Origin of the sequence: Cognatishimia sp. (assembly GCF_964229375.1) — a bacterium.
Lineage (GTDB): Bacteria > Pseudomonadota > Alphaproteobacteria > Rhodobacterales > Rhodobacteraceae > Cognatishimia.
In genome coordinates this window covers 1-18,650 of record NZ_CAXREH010000019.1, presented here as the reverse complement: position 1 = coordinate 18,650, position 18,650 = coordinate 1, and the positions used below count along the sequence as shown (strand labels likewise).

The 18,650-nt window shown below is 57.3% G+C and carries 19 protein-coding genes; 13 read left to right on the top strand and 6 right to left on the bottom strand.

Features of this window, described 5'->3' with window-relative positions; all coding sequences use genetic code 11:
- Position 1 precedes the first annotated feature (1 nt).
- From ACEQWH_RS01595 to ACEQWH_RS01575, 5 genes are all read right to left on the bottom strand, one after another.
- Positions 2–1,150: a Gfo/Idh/MocA family protein gene (locus ACEQWH_RS01595; RefSeq protein ID WP_370227668.1), complete on the bottom strand. Its 1,149-nt coding sequence runs from the start codon at positions 1,148–1,150 to the stop codon at positions 2–4.
- Positions 1,151–1,326: 176 nt separating this feature from the next.
- The gene (locus ACEQWH_RS01590; protein WP_370227666.1) at positions 1,327–2,259 is read right to left on the bottom strand and encodes an ABC transporter ATP-binding protein; all 933 of its coding nucleotides are present in this window, start codon (positions 2,257–2,259) and stop codon (positions 1,327–1,329) included.
- Positions 2,260–2,336: 77 nt separating this feature from the next.
- Complete coding sequence (locus ACEQWH_RS01585) at positions 2,337–3,548, bottom strand: sugar ABC transporter substrate-binding protein (RefSeq protein ID WP_370227664.1); 1,212 nt, start codon at positions 3,546–3,548, stop codon at positions 2,337–2,339.
- Between the two features lie 34 nt (positions 3,549–3,582).
- Positions 3,583–4,425, bottom strand: a complete 843-nt coding sequence (locus tag ACEQWH_RS01580; protein WP_372521381.1) for a carbohydrate ABC transporter permease — start codon at positions 4,423–4,425, stop codon at positions 3,583–3,585.
- A gap of 1 nt (position 4,426) precedes the next feature.
- Complete coding sequence (locus tag ACEQWH_RS01575; protein ID WP_370227660.1) at positions 4,427–5,344, bottom strand: carbohydrate ABC transporter permease; 918 nt, start codon at positions 5,342–5,344, stop codon at positions 4,427–4,429.
- Positions 5,345–5,563: 219 nt separating this feature from the next.
- Here ACEQWH_RS01575 and ACEQWH_RS01570 point away from each other — a divergent pair, with 219 nt between their 5' ends.
- The 4 genes from ACEQWH_RS01570 to ACEQWH_RS01555 all read left to right on the top strand — a co-directional run bounded on the left by ACEQWH_RS01570 (position 5,564) and on the right by ACEQWH_RS01555 (position 10,263).
- Positions 5,564–6,328 carry a GntR family transcriptional regulator gene (locus ACEQWH_RS01570; protein ID WP_370227658.1) on the top strand — a complete coding sequence of 255 codons (765 nt, stop codon included), beginning with the start codon at positions 5,564–5,566 and terminating at the stop codon, positions 6,326–6,328.
- Positions 6,329–6,346: 18 nt separating this feature from the next.
- A complete protein-coding gene (locus tag ACEQWH_RS01565; RefSeq protein WP_370227656.1) occupies positions 6,347–8,161 on the top strand; it encodes a beta-N-acetylhexosaminidase in 1,815 nt (604 codons plus the stop codon).
- 98 nt (positions 8,162–8,259) lie between these two features.
- Entirely contained in the window at positions 8,260–8,811 is a 552-nt protein-coding gene (locus tag ACEQWH_RS01560; RefSeq protein WP_370227654.1) for an outer membrane beta-barrel protein, read from the top strand.
- Positions 8,812–8,820: 9 nt separating this feature from the next.
- Positions 8,821–10,263 (top strand): AMP-binding protein, encoded by a 1,443-nt coding sequence (locus ACEQWH_RS01555; protein WP_370227652.1) that lies wholly within the window; start codon positions 8,821–8,823, stop codon positions 10,261–10,263.
- Between the two features lie 27 nt (positions 10,264–10,290).
- Here the strand turns inward: ACEQWH_RS01555 and ACEQWH_RS01550 are convergent, their stop codons facing one another.
- A complete protein-coding gene (locus tag ACEQWH_RS01550) occupies positions 10,291–10,680 on the bottom strand; it encodes a RidA family protein (RefSeq protein ID WP_370227650.1) in 390 nt (129 codons plus the stop codon).
- A 187-nt stretch (positions 10,681–10,867) separates the two neighbouring features.
- On the opposite strand from ACEQWH_RS01550, the gene ACEQWH_RS01545 reads away from it, so the two are divergent.
- The 9 genes from ACEQWH_RS01545 to ACEQWH_RS01505 form a co-directional block, all read left to right on the top strand.
- Positions 10,868–11,665: a creatininase family protein gene (locus ACEQWH_RS01545; RefSeq protein ID WP_370227648.1), complete on the top strand. Its 798-nt coding sequence runs from the start codon at positions 10,868–10,870 to the stop codon at positions 11,663–11,665.
- On the top strand, positions 11,658–12,890 hold the full coding sequence (locus ACEQWH_RS01540) for an amidohydrolase family protein (RefSeq protein WP_370227646.1): 1,233 nt from the start codon (positions 11,658–11,660) through the stop codon (positions 12,888–12,890). Before ACEQWH_RS01545 ends, ACEQWH_RS01540 begins: the two co-directional genes overlap by 8 nt.
- Positions 12,887–14,302 (top strand): FAD-binding oxidoreductase, encoded by a 1,416-nt coding sequence (locus tag ACEQWH_RS01535; protein WP_370227644.1) that lies wholly within the window; start codon positions 12,887–12,889, stop codon positions 14,300–14,302. Before ACEQWH_RS01540 ends, ACEQWH_RS01535 begins: the two co-directional genes overlap by 4 nt.
- Entirely contained in the window at positions 14,299–15,198 is a 900-nt protein-coding gene (locus ACEQWH_RS01530) for a TauD/TfdA dioxygenase family protein (protein WP_370227642.1), read from the top strand. The genes ACEQWH_RS01535 and ACEQWH_RS01530 overlap by 4 nt, the downstream gene beginning before the upstream one ends.
- Entirely contained in the window at positions 15,195–15,683 is a 489-nt protein-coding gene (locus ACEQWH_RS01525) for a DUF2165 family protein (protein ID WP_370227640.1), read from the top strand. Before ACEQWH_RS01530 ends, ACEQWH_RS01525 begins: the two co-directional genes overlap by 4 nt.
- 157 nt (positions 15,684–15,840) lie before the next feature.
- Positions 15,841–16,518: a winged helix-turn-helix domain-containing protein gene (locus ACEQWH_RS01520; protein WP_370227638.1), complete on the top strand. Its 678-nt coding sequence runs from the start codon at positions 15,841–15,843 to the stop codon at positions 16,516–16,518.
- Complete coding sequence (locus ACEQWH_RS01515) at positions 16,499–17,785, top strand: sensor histidine kinase (RefSeq protein WP_370227637.1); 1,287 nt, start codon at positions 16,499–16,501, stop codon at positions 17,783–17,785. The genes ACEQWH_RS01520 and ACEQWH_RS01515 overlap by 20 nt, the downstream gene beginning before the upstream one ends.
- Before the next feature lie 68 nt (positions 17,786–17,853).
- Positions 17,854–18,039 carry a hypothetical protein gene (locus ACEQWH_RS01510; RefSeq protein ID WP_370227635.1) on the top strand — a complete coding sequence of 62 codons (186 nt, stop codon included), beginning with the start codon at positions 17,854–17,856 and terminating at the stop codon, positions 18,037–18,039.
- Between the two features lie 21 nt (positions 18,040–18,060).
- The coding region (locus tag ACEQWH_RS01505) for a multicopper oxidase domain-containing protein (RefSeq protein WP_370227634.1) at positions 18,061–18,650 on the top strand (590 nt) is incomplete at its 3' end.

Sequence of the window (18,650 nt, the reverse complement as noted above, 5' to 3'; positions counted from 1 at the left end):
GTCATTTTCCCAATCCATATTGATCGAATTCAGCCCAAGTCTCGGTCAGATCGACGACCTGCCCGGACGTTCTGGCCTGATCCAAAGCCAAGGCCGCAACGCCTGCTTGGAGCGCATCCACAACCGACACCGGCAGCGAGTCTGATTGCCCGCGCATATAGGCGGCGATATCGGCGGCCATTTGGTCATCGGCCCCGTAGTGGCCCTTCAGCTCAAATTTTCCGCCCTTCGCATAGTCCTGATCCAGATAGACCGACCCGTCGCGGCGCGTGATTTTCAGATTGCCGCGCACAAAATCGCCCTCGGCCATGCCTTTGGCACCCATCACACAGAACCGGCGATGCTCGTCAGGCACATTGAGGTTGGTATGAAACGCCATGCTGGCACCAGTTTCATACTCCAGCAGTGCGGTCTGATAATCGATGATGTCGCCGTCGGAATGAAAAGGATCCTCGACCGCGTCCCAGATGCTTTCTTTGACGTGAAAGATCTCGGCTTCGGCATTAGAGGTCGGCGCATGCGCGGGCACAAAGGACTTGCGACCACCAAAGCTGGCAACGCGGGTCGGGCGCGAGCCTGTGATCATGTTATAAAGGTCCAGATCGTGGCAGCATTTTTCCAGCATGAACCCGCCGGATTGCCCGATTTTCCGCCGCCAATCGCGCATGAAGAACGCGCCGTGATAGGGGCCGATATGTTCATTCGCCTCAAGCGAGACGACCTCGCCCAGAACGCCTTGGGCCATCGCGTTGCGCAGATCGACCATATGCTGCGAATAGCGCAGAACCAAACCCACCATCAGACGGGATGCGCCACCATGTTTGGCCATCAGGCGCATCAGTTCCATGGTTTCCGCGATGGTCACGACCACCGGTTTTTCCGTGAAGATAAACGGCACGTCGGCCTCAAGGCCTGCGCGCAGGTGATCCAGGTGAAACGCGTTTGGCGAAGATACAAAGTAAAGGTCTGGCTTTGTTGCCGCCAGCATTGTGCGCACGTCTTCAAACGCGGGCACATCACGGCCAATGGCATCCAGATGCAGGTCCTGCGGGTCGACATATCCGACAAACTCAATTTCCGGCATCACAGCCTTCAGTGAGGTCAGAACATGATCGGCGCGCAGGCCAAGACCAGAGATCGCGACTTTCATTGCGTCGCCCTTTATACTGCGATTTCAGGTGCTTGACGGCGACGCAGCACTTTGCCGCTTGCATCAAACACATGGCAGTCGGCAGGGTTGATTGCCAGGGAGACCACCTGCCCTTCCTTCGCCTCTGCGACGCCTTCAAGCGAGGCGCAGAAGTTTGTGGAGTCGTTCAACGCGCCCTAGGCGATCGTCACACCACCCAGACGTTCAAGAACGCGCACGTTCAGGCCAATGCCGTCGCCGATGGTGACATCTTCGGGACGGATACCGACCTCGACCTTGTCGCCAACTTGGGCAGATCCGGGCTCGACCGGAATGGTCAACGCACCACCGGCCGCCAGATCGACAGAGATGCCGTCGGCGTCCACCTTGGTGATGGTTGCAGCCATGAAGTTCATGTTCGGCTGGCCAATAAAGCCCGCCACGAATTTGGTTGCGGGGTGATGATACAGCTCCATTGGGCTGCCAAATTGCTCGACACGGCCTGCGTTCAGAACCACGATACGGTCCGCCATCGTCATCGCTTCGACCTGATCGTGGGTCACGTAAACCATGGTGGCATCCAGATCGCGGTGCAGTTGAGACAGCTCGACACGCATGTCACCGCGCAATGCGGCATCCAGGTTCGAAAGCGGCTCGTCAAACAGGAAAACCCGAGGCTCGCGCACAATAGAGCGGCCGATCGCGACCCGCTGACGTTGGCCGCCAGACAGCTGACCCGGCTTTAACTTGAGCTTGTCGGTCAGCTGCAAAATATCTGCAGCTTTTTGAACGCGTTTGTCCAGCTCGGCCGAAGACATCTTTTGCACCCGCAGTGGGAAGGCGATGTTTTCATAGACAGAAAGGTGCGGATAAAGCGCATAGGATTGGAACACCATAGAGATGCCCCGCTCGACAGGAGGCGCACTGCTGACGTCGTCCCCACCGATTAGAATTTTGCCCTCGGTGGTCTCTTCAAGCCCTGCAATGATGCGCAGCAGGGTGGATTTACCACAACCCGACGGCCCAACGAACACGACGAATTCCTTGTCGCGAATTGCCAGATCAATGTCATGCAGAACTTTGGCCTCGCCAAAGGATTTGCTGATGTTTTCAAGATCGAGAGTAGCCACTGGAATTGTCCTGATAGTCGTTCGTTTATGGGTGTCCAGGCGGCAGCGCACCGCCGCCCGGGTCTGGGAGGAGACGCTTACAGCGCGTCGTCGAGTTCCTCGGCCGCGATGTCGACCAGATTGTCAACGGTGTCGTCAGCCAGGATGATGCCTTGGATCATGTTGGTGAATACAGACTGCAGCGATTTGAAGTCTTCAACCAGCGGCTCTGGACCACCAGCGCCGATGCCGTTCACGAAGACCTGCCAGTATGCGTCACCTTCATAGTAAGGTGCGTCAAAGCCCAGCTTCGCGTAATCAAAGATCGGTGTCAGACCCCATTCGGTGTCCAGTGCGTACTGGCTTTCACCGGTTGTCAGCATACCTGCCAGCTCGTGTGCCAGCTCTTCGTGGCCAGAGCCTTTGAAGACTGCGATCGAGTCAGTGATCAGGATTGTGCCGTTGTCACCTTGAGGACCGTGTGGAATTGGAACGGTGATCTCGTTGATGTCTTCGTTGTGCTGACCGCGACCCCATGGGCCGTCGATGTACATGCCGATTTTGCCGTCATTATACAGGTCTTTCAGCTGGGAACGTTCCCATGCGGTTGGACCTTCTTGCGCAACGCTTACCAGCTTTTCATAGAACGCCAGAGTCTCGCGTGTTGCAGAGCTGTTCAGCTTGTTCTCGCCCGTTGCAGGGTCGATCACGATACCACCGTTGGAATACAGGTAGTTCAGGACCTGGTGCATGGTGTTGTCGACGTCGTTACCCGCCAGGCCAACGCCTGCTGCTTCGGTGTTGTCGTTGATGGCTTTTGCCATCGCATACATGTCGTCCCAGGTTTTAGGCGCTTCACATGCAACACCGGCTTCTTCTGCCAGATCACAGTTGATGAACATCGCTTTGGTAGAGAACGCACGTGGATAGCCCCACTCAACGCCTTCGACGGTCACGGTGTTCAGGATACCTGGCTGATATGCGCCACGGGTGTCGTCAGAAATCTGCGCTTCAACGATCAGGTTGTTGTTTGCCAGCTGACGCAGTGTGCGGCTGCCCATATAGGCGATGGAAGGTGGGTCACCTGCGGCTGCGAGGGTCAAGGATTTGTCCTGACATGTGCCCCATGGCACTGCCTCGATGTTGACTTTCACACCATCGTGCTTCGCAACAAACGCGTCGACAACCGACTGGTCTGCTTCGCGGATCTCACCGCCGCACATGATGAAGTGCAGCTCGTCCGCTTGCGCGGACATTGCTGTACCGCACGCAAGCGCTGCGCCAATGGTTAGAGTCTTGATTGTATTCATTGTTTTTCTCCCGTTACAATGTTGGTTAATTCACTTATTCCTTGACGGCACCGGCGGTCAGTCCGGCCACAAGGTATTTCTGCAAGAAGAGGAAGATCACCATGACCGGCAGGACGCCTGTAAGTGCGGCTGCCATCATCTCGTTCCAGGTCACAGACTGGTATCCGATGAATTCAAACAGTCCGGCCGGAAGCGGTTGATATTCTCTTGTTTGGTTAAAGGTGATCGCAAAGAGGAATTGCTGAGCATAGGCGCCGATGAAGACCGCGGTGCTGACGACGATCAACCCAGGGACAGCCAGCGGCAGAACAACGCGGCGCAGGGTGTACATGCGGCTTGCGCCATCGACATAGGCTGCTTCTTCCAGTTCGAGCGGAATTTTCTCAAGATAAGAGCGCAGAAGCCAGATACCTGTTGGGATCAAGAAAGCCACACCGGGCACGATCATGGCCCAATAGGTGTTCAGCAGGCCAAGCGTGCTGAGAACCCGATAAAGCGGGATAAGCAAGACCGCGCCGGTGAACATATTCACCCCCAGGAACATCCCCAAAGACGCTGACTTGAACGGAAAGTTCAGGCGGGCATAGGCATAGGCCGCAGGCACCACAAAGAACATCGTCAGCAGGGTAACCGACCCCGCGATGAACACAGAGTTCAGAATATAGCGTCCCAGCAGCGGAACCGTCACCCACATGTCCCGATAGGCCTGAAAGCTGAAGTCGTCAGACCAGAACTGATAGGGGCTGCGGAACAGGTGTTCCAGCGGGCGCAGCGACGCCATGAACATTTCAAGGAAGGGCAGCAGGATGAACGTCAGGAAGACGATGATCGCAGCATAGATCCCAACGATCTGCAGTTTTGTGTAACGGTCCATCATCTTACTTCACCCCGTAGCGTTTGTTCACCTTGTTCAGCAGGAACAGGTAGATGAGTGAGAAGATGGCAAGCAGGACCACGATAACGACGGCTCGTGCAGCGCCTTCTCCGAATTTAAAGTTGCCAATGGCAGTCTTGTAGGTGTCGATAATCAGCGTGGTCGTCGCAGAGCGTGGGCCGCCTTCGGTCAGGATCCAGATGATTTCAAAGCTGTTGAAGGTGAAGATCGCGGACAACAGCGACATAGACACGATCACAGGCATGATTTGCGGAATTGTAATGCGGCGGAAGCGATACCAACGCCCTGCCCCATCAACCCAGGCAGCTTCATACAGATCACGGCTGACGCCCTGCATCGCCGCAAGGAAGAACAAGGTCACCATGGGCGTGCCCACCCAGACATCCGCAACAACCGCTGAATAGAAGGCGGACCGCTTATAGGCGAGGAACTCGAAGGCTTTGTCGATCAGGCCAATATGCTGGGCCGTTCCAGACAGAACCCCAAAGGCACCGTTATACAGCCACAACCAGCCGATCATGCCAATCGCCATAGGAATGACCCAAGGTGGCATCACCAGCACACGGAACAAACCGCGACCTGGGACGGCAGCATTCAGCAGCGTCGCGCCGATCAATCCAAGGATCAGCTTGAGAACCACAGACAGGAACATCCAATAGAAGGTGCGGACAATCGTCTGTTTGAACTTTTTGCTTTCCGCGAGCTCGGTATAGTTCTCCCAGCCGACATAGCTTTCACCACCCAGGCGCGCATCCGTGAAAGACAAACGAAAGGTTTCAAACAGGGGCCACGCCACGATCACCAGAATGAACAAGACAGCGGGCGCGATGAGAGCCCAAGCGAACCAAGCCTCGGGCAGGCTCTTGCGCTTTTTTGGATGTGTTCCCACCAGGTCGGTCAATTCTCGCTCCCTTAACAAGTCTTCTCGAGGCGTATTCGGCCCTCTCCACCAGATAATGATACAGCCCCACCCAATATGCTACCAAAATAATACCAAAACTGCGCTTGGTTACTTTTCCGTTGTAATTTCATAGTTTTTCGCCTAATTTCGGGAAAAGAGATATGACCAAAACATATATTGGTATCATAAAATAAGTACCAATTTCATGGAAGTAAGCGGATGGAATCGAATCAAAATCTGTTCAGCGAAACGGCTTGGCATCGGGCCGGCGGCGGTCCGCGATACCTCCAACTTTCGCGCCATATTGCGCGTGCAATTCAGGATGGCCGGCTGGAACAGGGCTTTCAGTTGCCGCCAGAACGCGACCTTGCAGATCTGGGGAATGTCAGCCGCGTCACCGTGCGCAAAGCCGTCGGGGAATTGGTAGATGCCGGTCTGGTCGAGCAAAAACGCGGTTCGGGCAGCTTTGTTTTAGGCGCGACGCCGCGCACGCAACAGTCCCTATCCACGCTCGTGTCCTTTACCGAGAACCTCGAAGCGCGGGGCCAGACCTCAAGCAGTCGCATTCTCAGCCGTGGCCTTTTTGCGCCCTCGCCTGATGAGATGATGGCGCTTGGGCTTGCCTCTAATCAACGCGTCGCCCGGATCGAACGGCTGCGATATGCCGATGATGTACCTATGGCGCTGGAACGCTCGTCTATTCCCAGCGACATCCTGTCTGACCCAGATCAGGTCACGACCTCGCTGTATCAAGTTCTGCGCCGCCGAAATCAGGCCCCAAGCCGCGCGATCCAGCGCGTCATCGCCGTGAATGTACCGGCCGATGATGCAGAGCTAATGGGCGTTGCCGAAAACACGGCCCTGCTGAAAATCAGCCGCACAGCATTTCTGATCAGCGGCCGCCCGATTGAATACACGCAGGGGCTTTATCGCCCCGACATCTACGACTTTGTGGCCGAGATCCGCCCGGATGGCGGCAGCTAAACCAACACGGAGCATCTCATGGATTTTGACACGCGCATCGACGGGCGCTTGATCCGCTGCACCCTTACGCCCAGCCAGACCATTGCCTCCCCTGTCCTTTGCTTTTCCTGCATGGCGCCCATGGTGCCTGAGGATGGATTTGCCCGACTGCGCAGCGTCGGCGGGTATACGGAGTTGCAATTGCCGGATCTGACCAAAGGGGAACCGCTGGCATTTGCCATATCGCATGAAAACCCCGATTTCGCCCCCAGCAACAGAGCCTGGCTGCCTTTGGGATCCTACCTGCGCGCAGGAAAACAGATCATTCCGTTGACACCGCAGCATGAAACAGGCGTCGCGCAAGACAGCATCGACTATCCCGATGGAACGCCCCCCGCGCTTTTGATTTGTCCGCAACCCACGGACTTCACACCACAAAGCGGCACCCTCAAAATCAAAGGCATTCAGACCGACGATCCCCAGCTGGGTGATGCCGACCGGTTTGCCCAGCGCATCGGTCTTGGCCCGTTGATCCAAGACGGCGGGGTATCTGTCACCACCTCGCACGACGCCAGCCTTGGCGACGAGTCCTATCGCCTGACCCTTTCGCCAGCGGGCATCGACATCGCCTTCAGCACGCCCACCGGTGCCTTTTATGCGGGCGTCACCCTGGCCACTCTAATCGCAACACACGCGGGCAACCTGCCTTGCGGTACAATTCACGACAGCCCCCGGTTTGAGTGGCGCGGCCAGCATCTGGATTGTGCGCGACACTTCTATTCCGTCGACACGATCCTAAGGTTGCTCGACCTAATGGCGCTGATGAAACTGAACAGGTTTCACTGGCATTTCGCGGACGACGAGGCCTTTCGCTTGACGCTGGACAGCCTGCCCGAGCTGGCGCAAACCCAGCGGCGCGGCGAAAACGCGCTAATCCCCGGAGTGTTTGGTGGCGGCCCAGAGGCCAGCGGAGGATACTCCCGCGCCGATGCAGAACGGGTAATCCAGCATGCGAATGCCTTGCATATCGAGGTGCTGCCAGAAATCGAAGTGCCGGCGCACGCCCTGACCCTGTGCAAGCTTTACCCCGACACCCGCGACCCTCAGGACACGGGCCGCGAGCAATCGGTTCAGGGATACTATGAAAACGTCATGAACCCCGCCCAGCCTGAAAGCTGGCGCATTTTGGAGGCCATGGTCAAAGAGGTCGCTGAGATCTTTCCGTTTGAGGTTCTTCATCTAGGCGGCGACGAATTGCCCGAGGACACGTGGCAAGGTTCGCCCGCCGCCAAACAGCTGATGACGCAAGAGGGTTTGAGCAGCACGCAAGACCTTCAGGGGTGGACCATGCACAAGCTGGCAAAATTCACGGCCAATCAAGGCAAAACCCCCGCAGGCTGGGAGGAATCCACACGCGGCACCCCATCGATTGAAAACGATGCCATCATTTTCAGTTGGACAGGTCAGGGTCCCGGCCTGGAAGCCGCGCGCAATGGCCATAAGGTCGTCATGATGCCGGGCCAGCACACCTATTTTGACATGGCTCAAAGCGACGCGACCGAAGACTGGGGGGCCAGCTGGGCCGCGATCATTGGGCTGACCGATACCATCGCCTGGGACCCCGTGCCTGATGATGAGCCTGAACTTGCTGAAAACATCATCGGCGTCGAAGGCGCATTCTGGTCCGAGTTCACCATCCAAGATCAAGACATGGAGCCCATGCTGGCCCCTCGGATCTTGGGATTGGCGGCGATGTGCTGGCAACCGAAAGCCAGCATGACCGAAGAGACGCTGTTTGGCCTGCGCGCCACGTATGCCTCGGTTTTTGAACAGATCGGCTGGACACAATCCTAGGGGCCGCGTCACATGCATCTTTCATAATTTGTTGACCGAACTCACAAACTGGCGCTACCACTAACGGCAGTAAACAGTTATTTTGCGAGTGTGTTCCTATGTCAAAATCACCGAGCGGAGTCGCGGCTCTTGGCCTAACTGCCTTTGCACTTCCGGCTTCGGCTCAGGATGTTTACTTGGGTGGCGCGCTGAGTTCGGGCGAGATTGAGTTGAGTTTTTTCAATCAATCCAACACCATCAGATCCGTTGATGTCTTTGGAGGGGCACGGTTTGACATGGGCACCAGCATGTTCTTTGGTGTCGAAGCGCAAGCCACTTTTTCTGACGGATATATCGCAGGCGGTGGCGGCCCGGCGGGCAAGAACAACACCTTTCAAGGCGAAGTTCACATGGGATATGCGGCGGACTGGGGTCGCGTCTATGGCTTTGTCGGCTTTGGTAAAACCAACCTCAGCGGACTGAACAATCCGGATGTCACAACAGGGTCTGACGTAACGCTGTATGGGCTAGGGACAGACATCTCGCTGTCGGACTCGCTTGCACTGCGGATCGAAGTCGAAATGTCCGACATGTCCGTTACGGACAATTGCTGCGGGGCATTCAACGTCTCTACAAAAGAAGTATCAGTTGGCGCGGTCTATAGTTTCTAGGCACCACAAATGACATCCGTGAACGACCCCAATTCGTTTTGGGACGATGTCTTAGAGAGGTTTCGAAACCGCACAGCCCTAGTTTCTGCAGATGGCCAAAACATTAGTTTCGCCAAACTCGACAGGGCAATTTCAAACATCGCAGATATTCTTGTGGATTATGGCGCAACGCCTGACGCACGAGTCGCCTGTACCATTCCCAATTTCGCGGTCACGGTCGCCTTTTGGTTCGCAACATGGCGTTTAGGCGGTCATGTCATGACCGCGCCCAACCCACAGCACTTCGAACCGTTCGGGCTGGCCCCAGACTTCGTTTTGGTGCCCAGCGGAACCCATACGTCGGTCGGCAAGGCTGTGCCGGTACATTCGAAACTTCTGATTGATGAACACGGTGTTCAAACGCGATCTGAAGCGGGCAAAACCTATTTTGTCACAGCCAACACGCCACGCGACACACGTGCCATGGCTGTCTCACCCAACCAGATTGTTCAAGATGGACTACGCTATTACACGCTGTTGGGGGCGCCCAGGGGCGGTATCTATATGACCACTGGGCTGTCTTCGCTGCGCGCAATGCGGGACGTTTTTCGCTCTATGCACGCTGGTGTCCACATTATCGGGGGCGACGTTGCGCCAGACGCGGCCTGGCCGTTGATCCGCGAGACCGAAGTGCGCGAGTTGATGCTCTCGCCCCTGTCTTTGCACCTTATTTTGAAACACGCCAATTCAACGGACCAAATCCATAGGATCGACAGAGTTTTCGTGGGTGCCGGCACAGCAACCCCAGACCTTCTACACCGCGCACATGCCTTTTTTGAGGGGGGCATAACTTTGGGCGCAGGCACAAACGAAACCTCTGTTTATGCCGTCAAAGAATTTGACCCCGAGACCTATCGCAAAGGGCAGATTGGCCAAACATGCTGTGGTATTGTGGGCGAGGTGCGGGACGCAAACGGCACAGCTGTTGCGAATGACCAAATCGGACAATTGGCGCTTTGGGTTCCAAAGGACCAACGGTTTGAAGGCTATGTCAAAGCCGCTTCAGCTTATGACGAGGACGGCTGGGTCTTTCCGGGTTTTCTCGCAAAGATGACCGCTGACGGAGAAATCACAAAACTTGGCCGCACGGACGACCGCATAAACCTGGGCGGTACGCGCCTGTTTTCAGGCAAGCTCGAAGCCCAACTGGAGCGACTGCCCTCTGTCCGGCGGGCCGCCGCGATCCGGGTCTATGCGCCTGATGGGGCCGAAGCGCTTGGTGTCGCTATCGAACCGGGCGAAGCGTTTCACGCAGACAGTTTGCATCAGTCAATGTCTCGCTCTCTGCGCGGCATAGGAGAGATCTTTGTCAAACCAATGTCTCAGCTTCCGACCGACGCTGAAGGCAATCTGGACCGACAAGAGCTGGAACTAGTCTGGCCAACTCTGCCAACGACATTGGACACGAATTGATCCCTCGGCGTCGCGCGCCTCGCAAACCTAAGGGGCTGCGGCCAGAACCTCGACTTCGACTTTGAACTCCGGGCGGGTAAAACCGGTTACGATCAGCAATGTCGAACTGGGCAAGCGTTCTACATCCGCCATAAAGTCATCACGCGCTTGCATATAGGCTGCCATATGTGCACGGTCGGTCACATAAGCCGAGATGTGCGCGATGTCATGGCGGCTCATATTCGCGCTGTCCAGAATCGCCTGAATGTTCTGAAAACAAATCTTGGCCTGCGCCAACGCCGTGTCAGGCACCACGTCATCTGGTGAAATGCCCAATTGCCCCGAGGTCTGAACCAGCCGCCATTCGGCTGGAATTTCAACGCCATGCGCATAACGCGCAAAGGGCGGACGAATGTTTTCGGGAACCAGACTTTTCATGACTTGCGTGGCCTTTCAAAAAACCCCTTGCCCCTTTGGTACGTTTTTGACAGCTTAAACGCATCTCTGGCACGGATTGTTCCAAAGGGCCACGCAACTGCTTTGTCGTCAAGGAGGACGATATGAAGACGCGTGACCACGTGCCGGATACCAATCCGCAATCAAGAGTATCTCGCAGGGGGCGCATATGACCCTGCAAGGATATTGGGCTGACCTGAAGGCGCCCGCGTTCAAGGCCCTGCCCGACGATCTGGTCGTCGTGCTGCCATTGGGTGCCACAGAGCAGCACGGGCCGCACCTGCCGCTTTCGGTGGATACAGATCTGATCAGTGGCGTCACGGACCGGATGCTGACCCATTTGGACCCGTCGCAATCTGTTCTGGTCCTGCCCGCCTTGTCTGTAACGAAGTCCGGCGAACACGACAGCTTTCCCGGCACGCTCAGCCTAAGTGCCGACACGCTTCTGGCGGTGCTGCGCGATATCGGCGCATCGCTGGCGCGCGCGGGTGTGACGCGCCTTGTGATGTTTAACGGTCATGGCGGCAATACCGCGTTGCTGGACATCGTGGCGCGCGATCTTCGCAAGGCGCATGACATGATCGTCGTCCATGCCTCTTGGTTCGGATTTGCAGAGTTTAACGGCGTGCTTGATCAAGCGTCCTTGGTCCATGACATCCATGCAGGCGACAGTGAAACCTCGCCCATGCTTGCACTTAAGCCTGAGGCCGTAGACATGGCCCAAGCCCGCGATTTTCGCCCCGCCATGACAGATTGGGCCGAAACTCACCCGATGATTGGCCTGTCAGGTCAGCCCGCGCGACCGGGGTGGCTGGCTGAGGATGTCTCTGACGAAGGCGCGTGCGGGAACGCGGCAGCGGCGACACCGGAAAAGGGCGAAAAGCTGATCGAAAGTTCTGCACGAAACTTTGCAGCCTTTCTTGCGGATTTTGCAGGTTTTGATCACCGCAGGCGCCGCGATGACTGAGGCGCTGACGCTGAAAAACGCGCTGCTGCCCAAAAGTCTGCTGCGCACGCCCGAGCAAGTGGGCGGCGTCCCACAAGGGGATAGCCTGCACGGGGATCTTTTGATCGGTGACGGTCAGCGCGTGAACCTTTTGCCGCCCTCACAAGGCGCGCCTCAGCATCTGGTGATGACACCACTCACGGAATGCCACGTGCATTTAGACAAATGCTTCACCTTTTCACGCCTTAATTATACGGGCGGAGACCTCGCCGCCGCGATCCAAGCGCAGGCGTTGGATCGCGCGACATGGACACCACAAGATATCGAAACGCGGGCCACTCGCGCCCTTGATGACCTCTATGCTGCTGGGTGCCGTAGGCTGCGCACACATGTCGATTGGAGCTATGGCGCCGAAGCGACAACGCCACCTGTCGCATGGCACGTGCTAACCGAAATCGCCGAGGCCCAGCGTGACAGGATCGACATTCAGATCGCCCCTTTGGTGACGATTGACGATCTGGCGGACTTGGACACAGCAGAGGTGATCGCGCGTATGGCTGCCCAAAAATCCTCTGTTCTCGGGGCCTTTGTTTTGGGGCAGCCTGATCAGGCCAAAGGGATCGAAAACGCTTTTCTTATGGCCCAACGGCATGACCTGGCGCTGGATTTCCACGTGGACGAGACTTTGGATGCAACATTTGGGGGCCTCGAACTGATCGCAGACATGGCGCTAAAGATGCGCCTTGATCAACCGGTTCTGTGCGGCCACGCGTGTACGCTTTCAACCAAACCAGCCACTGACCGCGCGCGCATCCTTGATAAGCTTGCGCAAGCAGGGATCACACTGGCGGTACTGCCAAGTACCAATCTTTACCTGCAAGGACGGACGACAGACGCGCCCAGCGCGCGCGGGCTGGCCCCGATCCATGCGCTTCAATCGGCTGGCGTGTCCGTGGCAATTGGCACGGACAACGTCGAGGATGCCTTCTATCCGCTGGGGCGGTTTGATCCGCGAACCTCGCTGGAACTGGCCTTTTCTGCGGCACATCTTGATCCCCCGTTGGGACAGTACCTGCCCTTGATCACCCAGAACGCGGAACGGGCTATGGGGCATGAGCCTGCGTGGATCGACACATCCGCTGCCCGCGACTTGCTGGTCTATGACGTGCCCTCGGTTGCGAATTTCATCACATCCAAGACCGCCCCCAAACCCTTAACAGACTTGCTCAAAGGAGCCCGAGCATGAGTTCCATTTCAGGTAAAAACTCTCTGGACTGGGCCGCATTTGCCCAAAGACTGCACCCTGTCGACGTGATCGACGAACCGGTTCTGATCAAGAAACGCTCGCGCGATTTCTTTTGGTACAGTCCGATCCTCAACACCCAGCTAAAGAAATGCTTTGGCGACCTTGTTGCGCTGCCAAAATCACCTGACGAATTGGCGCATTGCCTGCGCGAAGCCTATCATGCGGACGTCCCCGTTGTGATCCGCGGCGGCGGGACTGGGAACTACGGCCAGGCGGTGCCTGTTGACGGCGGGTTGATCCTGGACATGACACAGATGGCGGACATTTTAGAGATTGGCGAGGGCTTTGTCCGGGTTCAGGCAGGCGCGCTTATGAAAGATATCAATGCGGCGCTGCTGGCGACGTGTCAGGAAATGGCGATGTTTCCATCCACCAAAGACATTGCCACCATCGGGGGCTTTGTGGCGGGGGGCTCTGTCGGGATCGGGTCGCTGGCAACCGGCGCGTTGCGCGAGGCTGGCAACCTGATGGCCCTATCGGCCATGAGTGTCGAGGCCAGCCCAACCGAACGCCAATTCACCGGCCCGGACGTCATGAAAATCCATCATGCCTGGGGGCTAAACGGTGTCATCACCGAAGTCACGCTGCGCACGGTTCCCACCCGTGACTGGATCGCGGCGATGGTCACCTTTGGCGACTATGAAACGGCCTATAGCACCGCCTACACTTTGGCCACGTCAGAACAGATATCGCCCAAGCTTGTCAGCGTCGTAGACGCGCGGATCGTTGATTATTTCCCACGCCTGAAAGGGCATGTGCGCGCTGAAAAAGACTTGGTCGTCAGCTATGTTCCGCGCGAAGACCTGCCTGCGTTTACCAAGATTGCCGAAAGCAGCGGCGGTGTCGTGGATCTTGCCATGGACGACGCCGCCCGAGAGGCAAAGTCGATCCCGCATGCGTTCGAGTTCTGCTATAACCACACAACTCTTCAAGTTCTTAAATCTGACCGCAGCGCCACCTATCAGCAGATTGGCGTGCCAGTGGCCAGCGACGCTGGCGCCATCGCCCGCCTGAGAGAAGGTCTGGGTGATGAGGTCTGGACACACCACGAATTCTATCGCTTGAATGGCGAGGTCGTCTCAATCGATCTGCCCATCATTTGGTACTCGACGCCGGAACGTCTGCAAGCGTTGAATGCGCTTTATGAAAGCCATGGATTTGCCGTCTATGACGCTCATAGCAATCTTGTCGAGCGTGGCGGGTTGCACAGTGCCGACTACAGCCACCTTGCCTGGAAAAAACGCATGGACCCCAAGGGCTTGCTGAACAGCGCCAAGTCGGTGGCCTGGCCGATTGTCAAAGATCTTTCGCCTGAGGACATTGAGGCCAAATCTGTGGAGGCGCAGGCATGACTGTGTTCAAAACATTGCCCCTTACCCCTGCCTTTGGCGTCGAAGTCGACGGGATCGCGCTAAAAGACGTGGTATCCTCAGGACACTTCGCGGACCTTCGCAGGTTGTTTGAGACCCATTCAGCGCTGTTGTTTCGCAGGCAGGATTTCGACGACAGAGCGCATCTGGCCTTGGCCAAAGCCTTTGGCCCTATTGAGGATCGCAAAGCAGACGAGCGCAAAAAGGACGCTCCGTTTGAAATTCCCAAAGTAACCAATGTGGTGTCCGACAGCTCACTGAAAGGCGATGACGGGATGCATAAATTGCATCTTGAATCGAACTTCCTGTGGCACTCCGACAGCACGTTCATGCCAACGCCTGCGCTGACGAATATTCTGACCGCGCGTGTTGTCACCACCGAAGGGGGCGCAACGGAATTGGCCTCGACCCGCGCGGCCTGGGCGGCAATGCCCGAAGCCCTGAAAGCGCGCATTCGGGACCGTGGGATCTGGCATCACTATTCCGTATCGCGCGCAAAAATCTCGCCCGAGCTGGCCAAGCATCCAATGTTTCACAAGTGGCCTGCCACCGGCTGGAAATCCGTGTGGACCAATCCTGTGACGGGCGATGAATCCCTCTATATCGCCAGCCATGCCTATAAAGTGGACGGCTATGACGACGCGGAGTCCATTGCCTTGCTGGACGAACTCATGCAGTTCTGCACGCAACCGCAGTTCACCTATTCCCATCGCTGGGATGTGGGGGATGTCTTGATCTGGGATCAACGCGCGGTGTTGCACCGCGGCACACCCTGGCCCTATGAGCAGCCGCGCACCTTGTCGAGCATTTGTTGTTCTATGACGGCGGCCGATGGCGTCGAGGATATGCGCCTTACCAGCGGAGCTGCCTCGTCATGATTGATTTCGCCACGGTCCTTTTGGTCTTTCAAGTCGTGTCTGTCGCCGCGCTGGCGGCCTGGCTGACGATTGGTGTCTATGAAAACACGCGCCACCCCGACATCAACCGCACCTTTACAAGCGAAGTGCTGGATCTGGCCCGCATCAGAGAGGCCTTTCCCGAGGTCTATGAAACCATCCGTCACCGCCGCATTGCCAACAAACGCATTCAGCACCTGTTGTTCTATCTGATCGTCGCTGCCGAAATGCTGGCGACCGTGCTGCTTTGGATCGGCGCGGTCAGTCTGGCCATGGGAACCACACATGGCGCTGCCTATGCCCTGCTGGGCGTGCTGAGTTTCACAATGATCTGGGCAGGCTTTCTGATCGCGGGCAACTGGTTTTGCTACTGGTTCTGCCATGACGGCGCTCAGAACACGCATTTCCAGATGGTGCTTTGGGGCTTTGCCACTGCGATTTTCTTGGTGGTCGCACAGTCCGTGTAGGCGCAAGACTTTGCGCTTACGCCCTGCCCGCTCACCGGTTGCATAGGTACCTTCACGCCCAATCGCACCAGCGGTGACTTGACCAAGGGCCATATAGCTGGAAGATCTGCGTCACCGGACTACTGCGAAGCAAGGCGGCCCTTTGCAAAGGAAACACATGCGACTGCTGGTCCTAGAAGATGACGCGGCCCTTGGCCCATGGACAGAAAAAGGACTGCGCGAGGCGGGGCATGTGGTGGATTTATTCACCGACGGCAAAGACGCATTGGTTGCCGCCATGAGCAGACCCTATGATGTATTGGTGCTGGACCGCATGGTGCCCGGCCTTGACGGGCTTTCGGTTCTAAAGGCCTTGCGTCAGGCAAAAGTAACAGCCCCCGCTATCTTTCTAACTGCACTCGGCGACGTCGATGATCGCGTAGCGGGTCTGCGATCCGGCGGCGATGATTATCTGGCCAAACCCTTTGCATTCAGCGAGCTTCTGGCGCGCATCGAGGTCTTGTCCCGACGCCAAAACCCCGCCGAAGATCAGTCCTCGGTCCTTACTGCCGGGGACATCTCGATCGATCTGCACAAGCGCACCTGCACACGGCAAGGCACGGCGATCGATTTGAACCCAAAAGAGTTTCTGCTGCTTGAGGTCTTTTTGCGTTCCAAGGGGCGCGTTCAGACCAAAACCATGTTGCTCGAGCGGATCTGGAACATGAATTTTGACCCCACAACAAGCGTCGTGGAGACGCATATCAGCCGTTTGAGGGGCAAGATCGAAAAGCCGTTCGGTGACACATTGATCCGGACACTGCGCGGGAACGGCTATGTTTTTGACCCGGCTTAAAGGGCTCCTCGGCCTGTCTGCCATGCGCCAGACGCTGTCCTTGCTGGCACTGTTTTCCTTGATCTCGCTGTTGGCCTGGGGCGGCACCTATGTGCTGGTGAAACGCGAAATGCTACGGGCCGTCGATGATCGGCTGAGCGCACGCCTTACACAGGCCCTGAGCGCCATTGATACAGGTCAGGCTCTGCCCTTGCCTGCTGATGGCGAAAGCATCGGTTTTGTCACTGCCGTGCGGCGCGACGGGTTTTTCACCCGCGACGAAGCGGGCACGGACATCGAAACCCGCTTCCTGCTGCACACCACAGGCCAAGGGCAGTTGCAGCTGGGTGAAGACACAGAGTTACAGGAAGAACTGCGCGACATGCTTGCCGCCGGTATGCAGCTGAGCCTTTTCGGCACGCTTTTGGTGTCTGGCCTTATGGGGCTGTGGCTGGCGCGGCGCAGTCAAATCCGGCTGAACCAGATCAACGCCGGGCTTGCTTCGGTGGCGGGTGGGCACCTGAACACCCGCATCCGGCTTTCGGGGAATGACGACCTCAGCCTTTTGGCCGAACGCATCAACACCACCACAGAACGCCTCGAAGACGCGATGACCCAGATGCAGGTTCAATCCTCAAACATCGCCCATGACCTACGCACGCCCCTTGCGCGCCTGCGTGCGCAGCTCGAGAGCGGACTGAGCGCAGCGGCCGAGCAACAGCGACCAGTTGACCCGGACACGTTGACATTGGCGTTAGAGCAAATCGACCGGATCACGGGCACCTTTGATGCGCTGTTACGCCTTGCCCGCATCGAAAGTGGCGCGGGGCGCGCGGGGTTCGCCCCGGTGGACCTCGGCGCGTTGCTAAAGGACGTTGGCGAGATCTTTGGCCCCGTCATAGAGGATGCAGGACAGGTCTTACGGCTGGACATATCCGCGCCCGCACCCATTCACGGCGACCGTGACCTGCTGATGCAGTTGCTTGCCAACCTGATCCAGAATGCGCTGCGATATGGGGCGGACGGACAGACTGTTACGCTTCAAATCGATGGCACGCGCTTGGCCCTTTGGGACGAAGGTCCGGGCATTCCTGAAAGCGCACGCGAGGCGGCGCTGCAGCCGCTGCATCAGGGTGAAACAACGCGTCAGGGAGAGGGCTATGGCCTTGGCCTTTCGCTGGTGCGCGCGATCGCGAAACTGCACGATGCCACCTTGCGTTTGTCGGAGGGACCAGAGGGCTGCGGGTTGCAGGTCACAGTCCAATTTCCCAAGCTTACAAATTTGTAAACTTGGGGTCAGGCGACTGACAGTTTGGCCACCTATCTGTCCCTTATCGCAACGAAAGGGGACACACCATGACACGCCTGAAATTCTTCGCTCTGACCGCTCTTGGATATCTGCTGGCACTTGCCGCGCTGGGATTGTTCGCAAGCGTTGGCGTCGTGGTCCTGGGACTGCTGGTCTGTGTCGGACTGGTGCTGGGCGCAATCGGCTTGGCGACGTCTTTGACAGACACAAAACGACGCCAAAACGCAGCCTGACCTCAGCGCTAGGAGATCACCATGAACCGCCGTCAATTCCTTGTAAGTGGCGCTGCCACGGCCTCGCTTGCCGCAGGCTTAGGCTGGGCGCAGGCCGGCGCCCGCGCCCTGCCCATCCTGCCACTTTCTGACTTCACAGACGGCATTGAAGGCCGCATTCCTCTGACCTGCGGCTTTGGTCAGCACGATTTCGGCACCGGTACCGCAAGCGCGACCTATGGCATCAACGGATCCTACTTGGGGCCGGTTTTGCGGGTCAAGCAGGGCCAGACGCTTCCGTTTGACGTGCGCAACGCCAACGATCAGGTGACGACGCTTCACTGGCACGGCCTGCATATTCCCGGCGACGTAGATGGCGGGCCCCATCAGGAGATTGCACCCAATGCGGTGTGGTCGCCCGATGTTCCGATCGTTCAACACGCGTCGATGAACTGGTTTCATTCGCACATGCATGGGCGCACTGCCCAGCAGACCTATAAGGGGCTGGCGGGCGTGATGCTGATCGAAGACGACGCGAGTATGTCGGCAGATCTGCCCAAAACCTATGGCGTGGATGATTTTACCTTGATCCTTCAGGATAAGACCTTCGATGCCGCGGGACGTATGAGTTA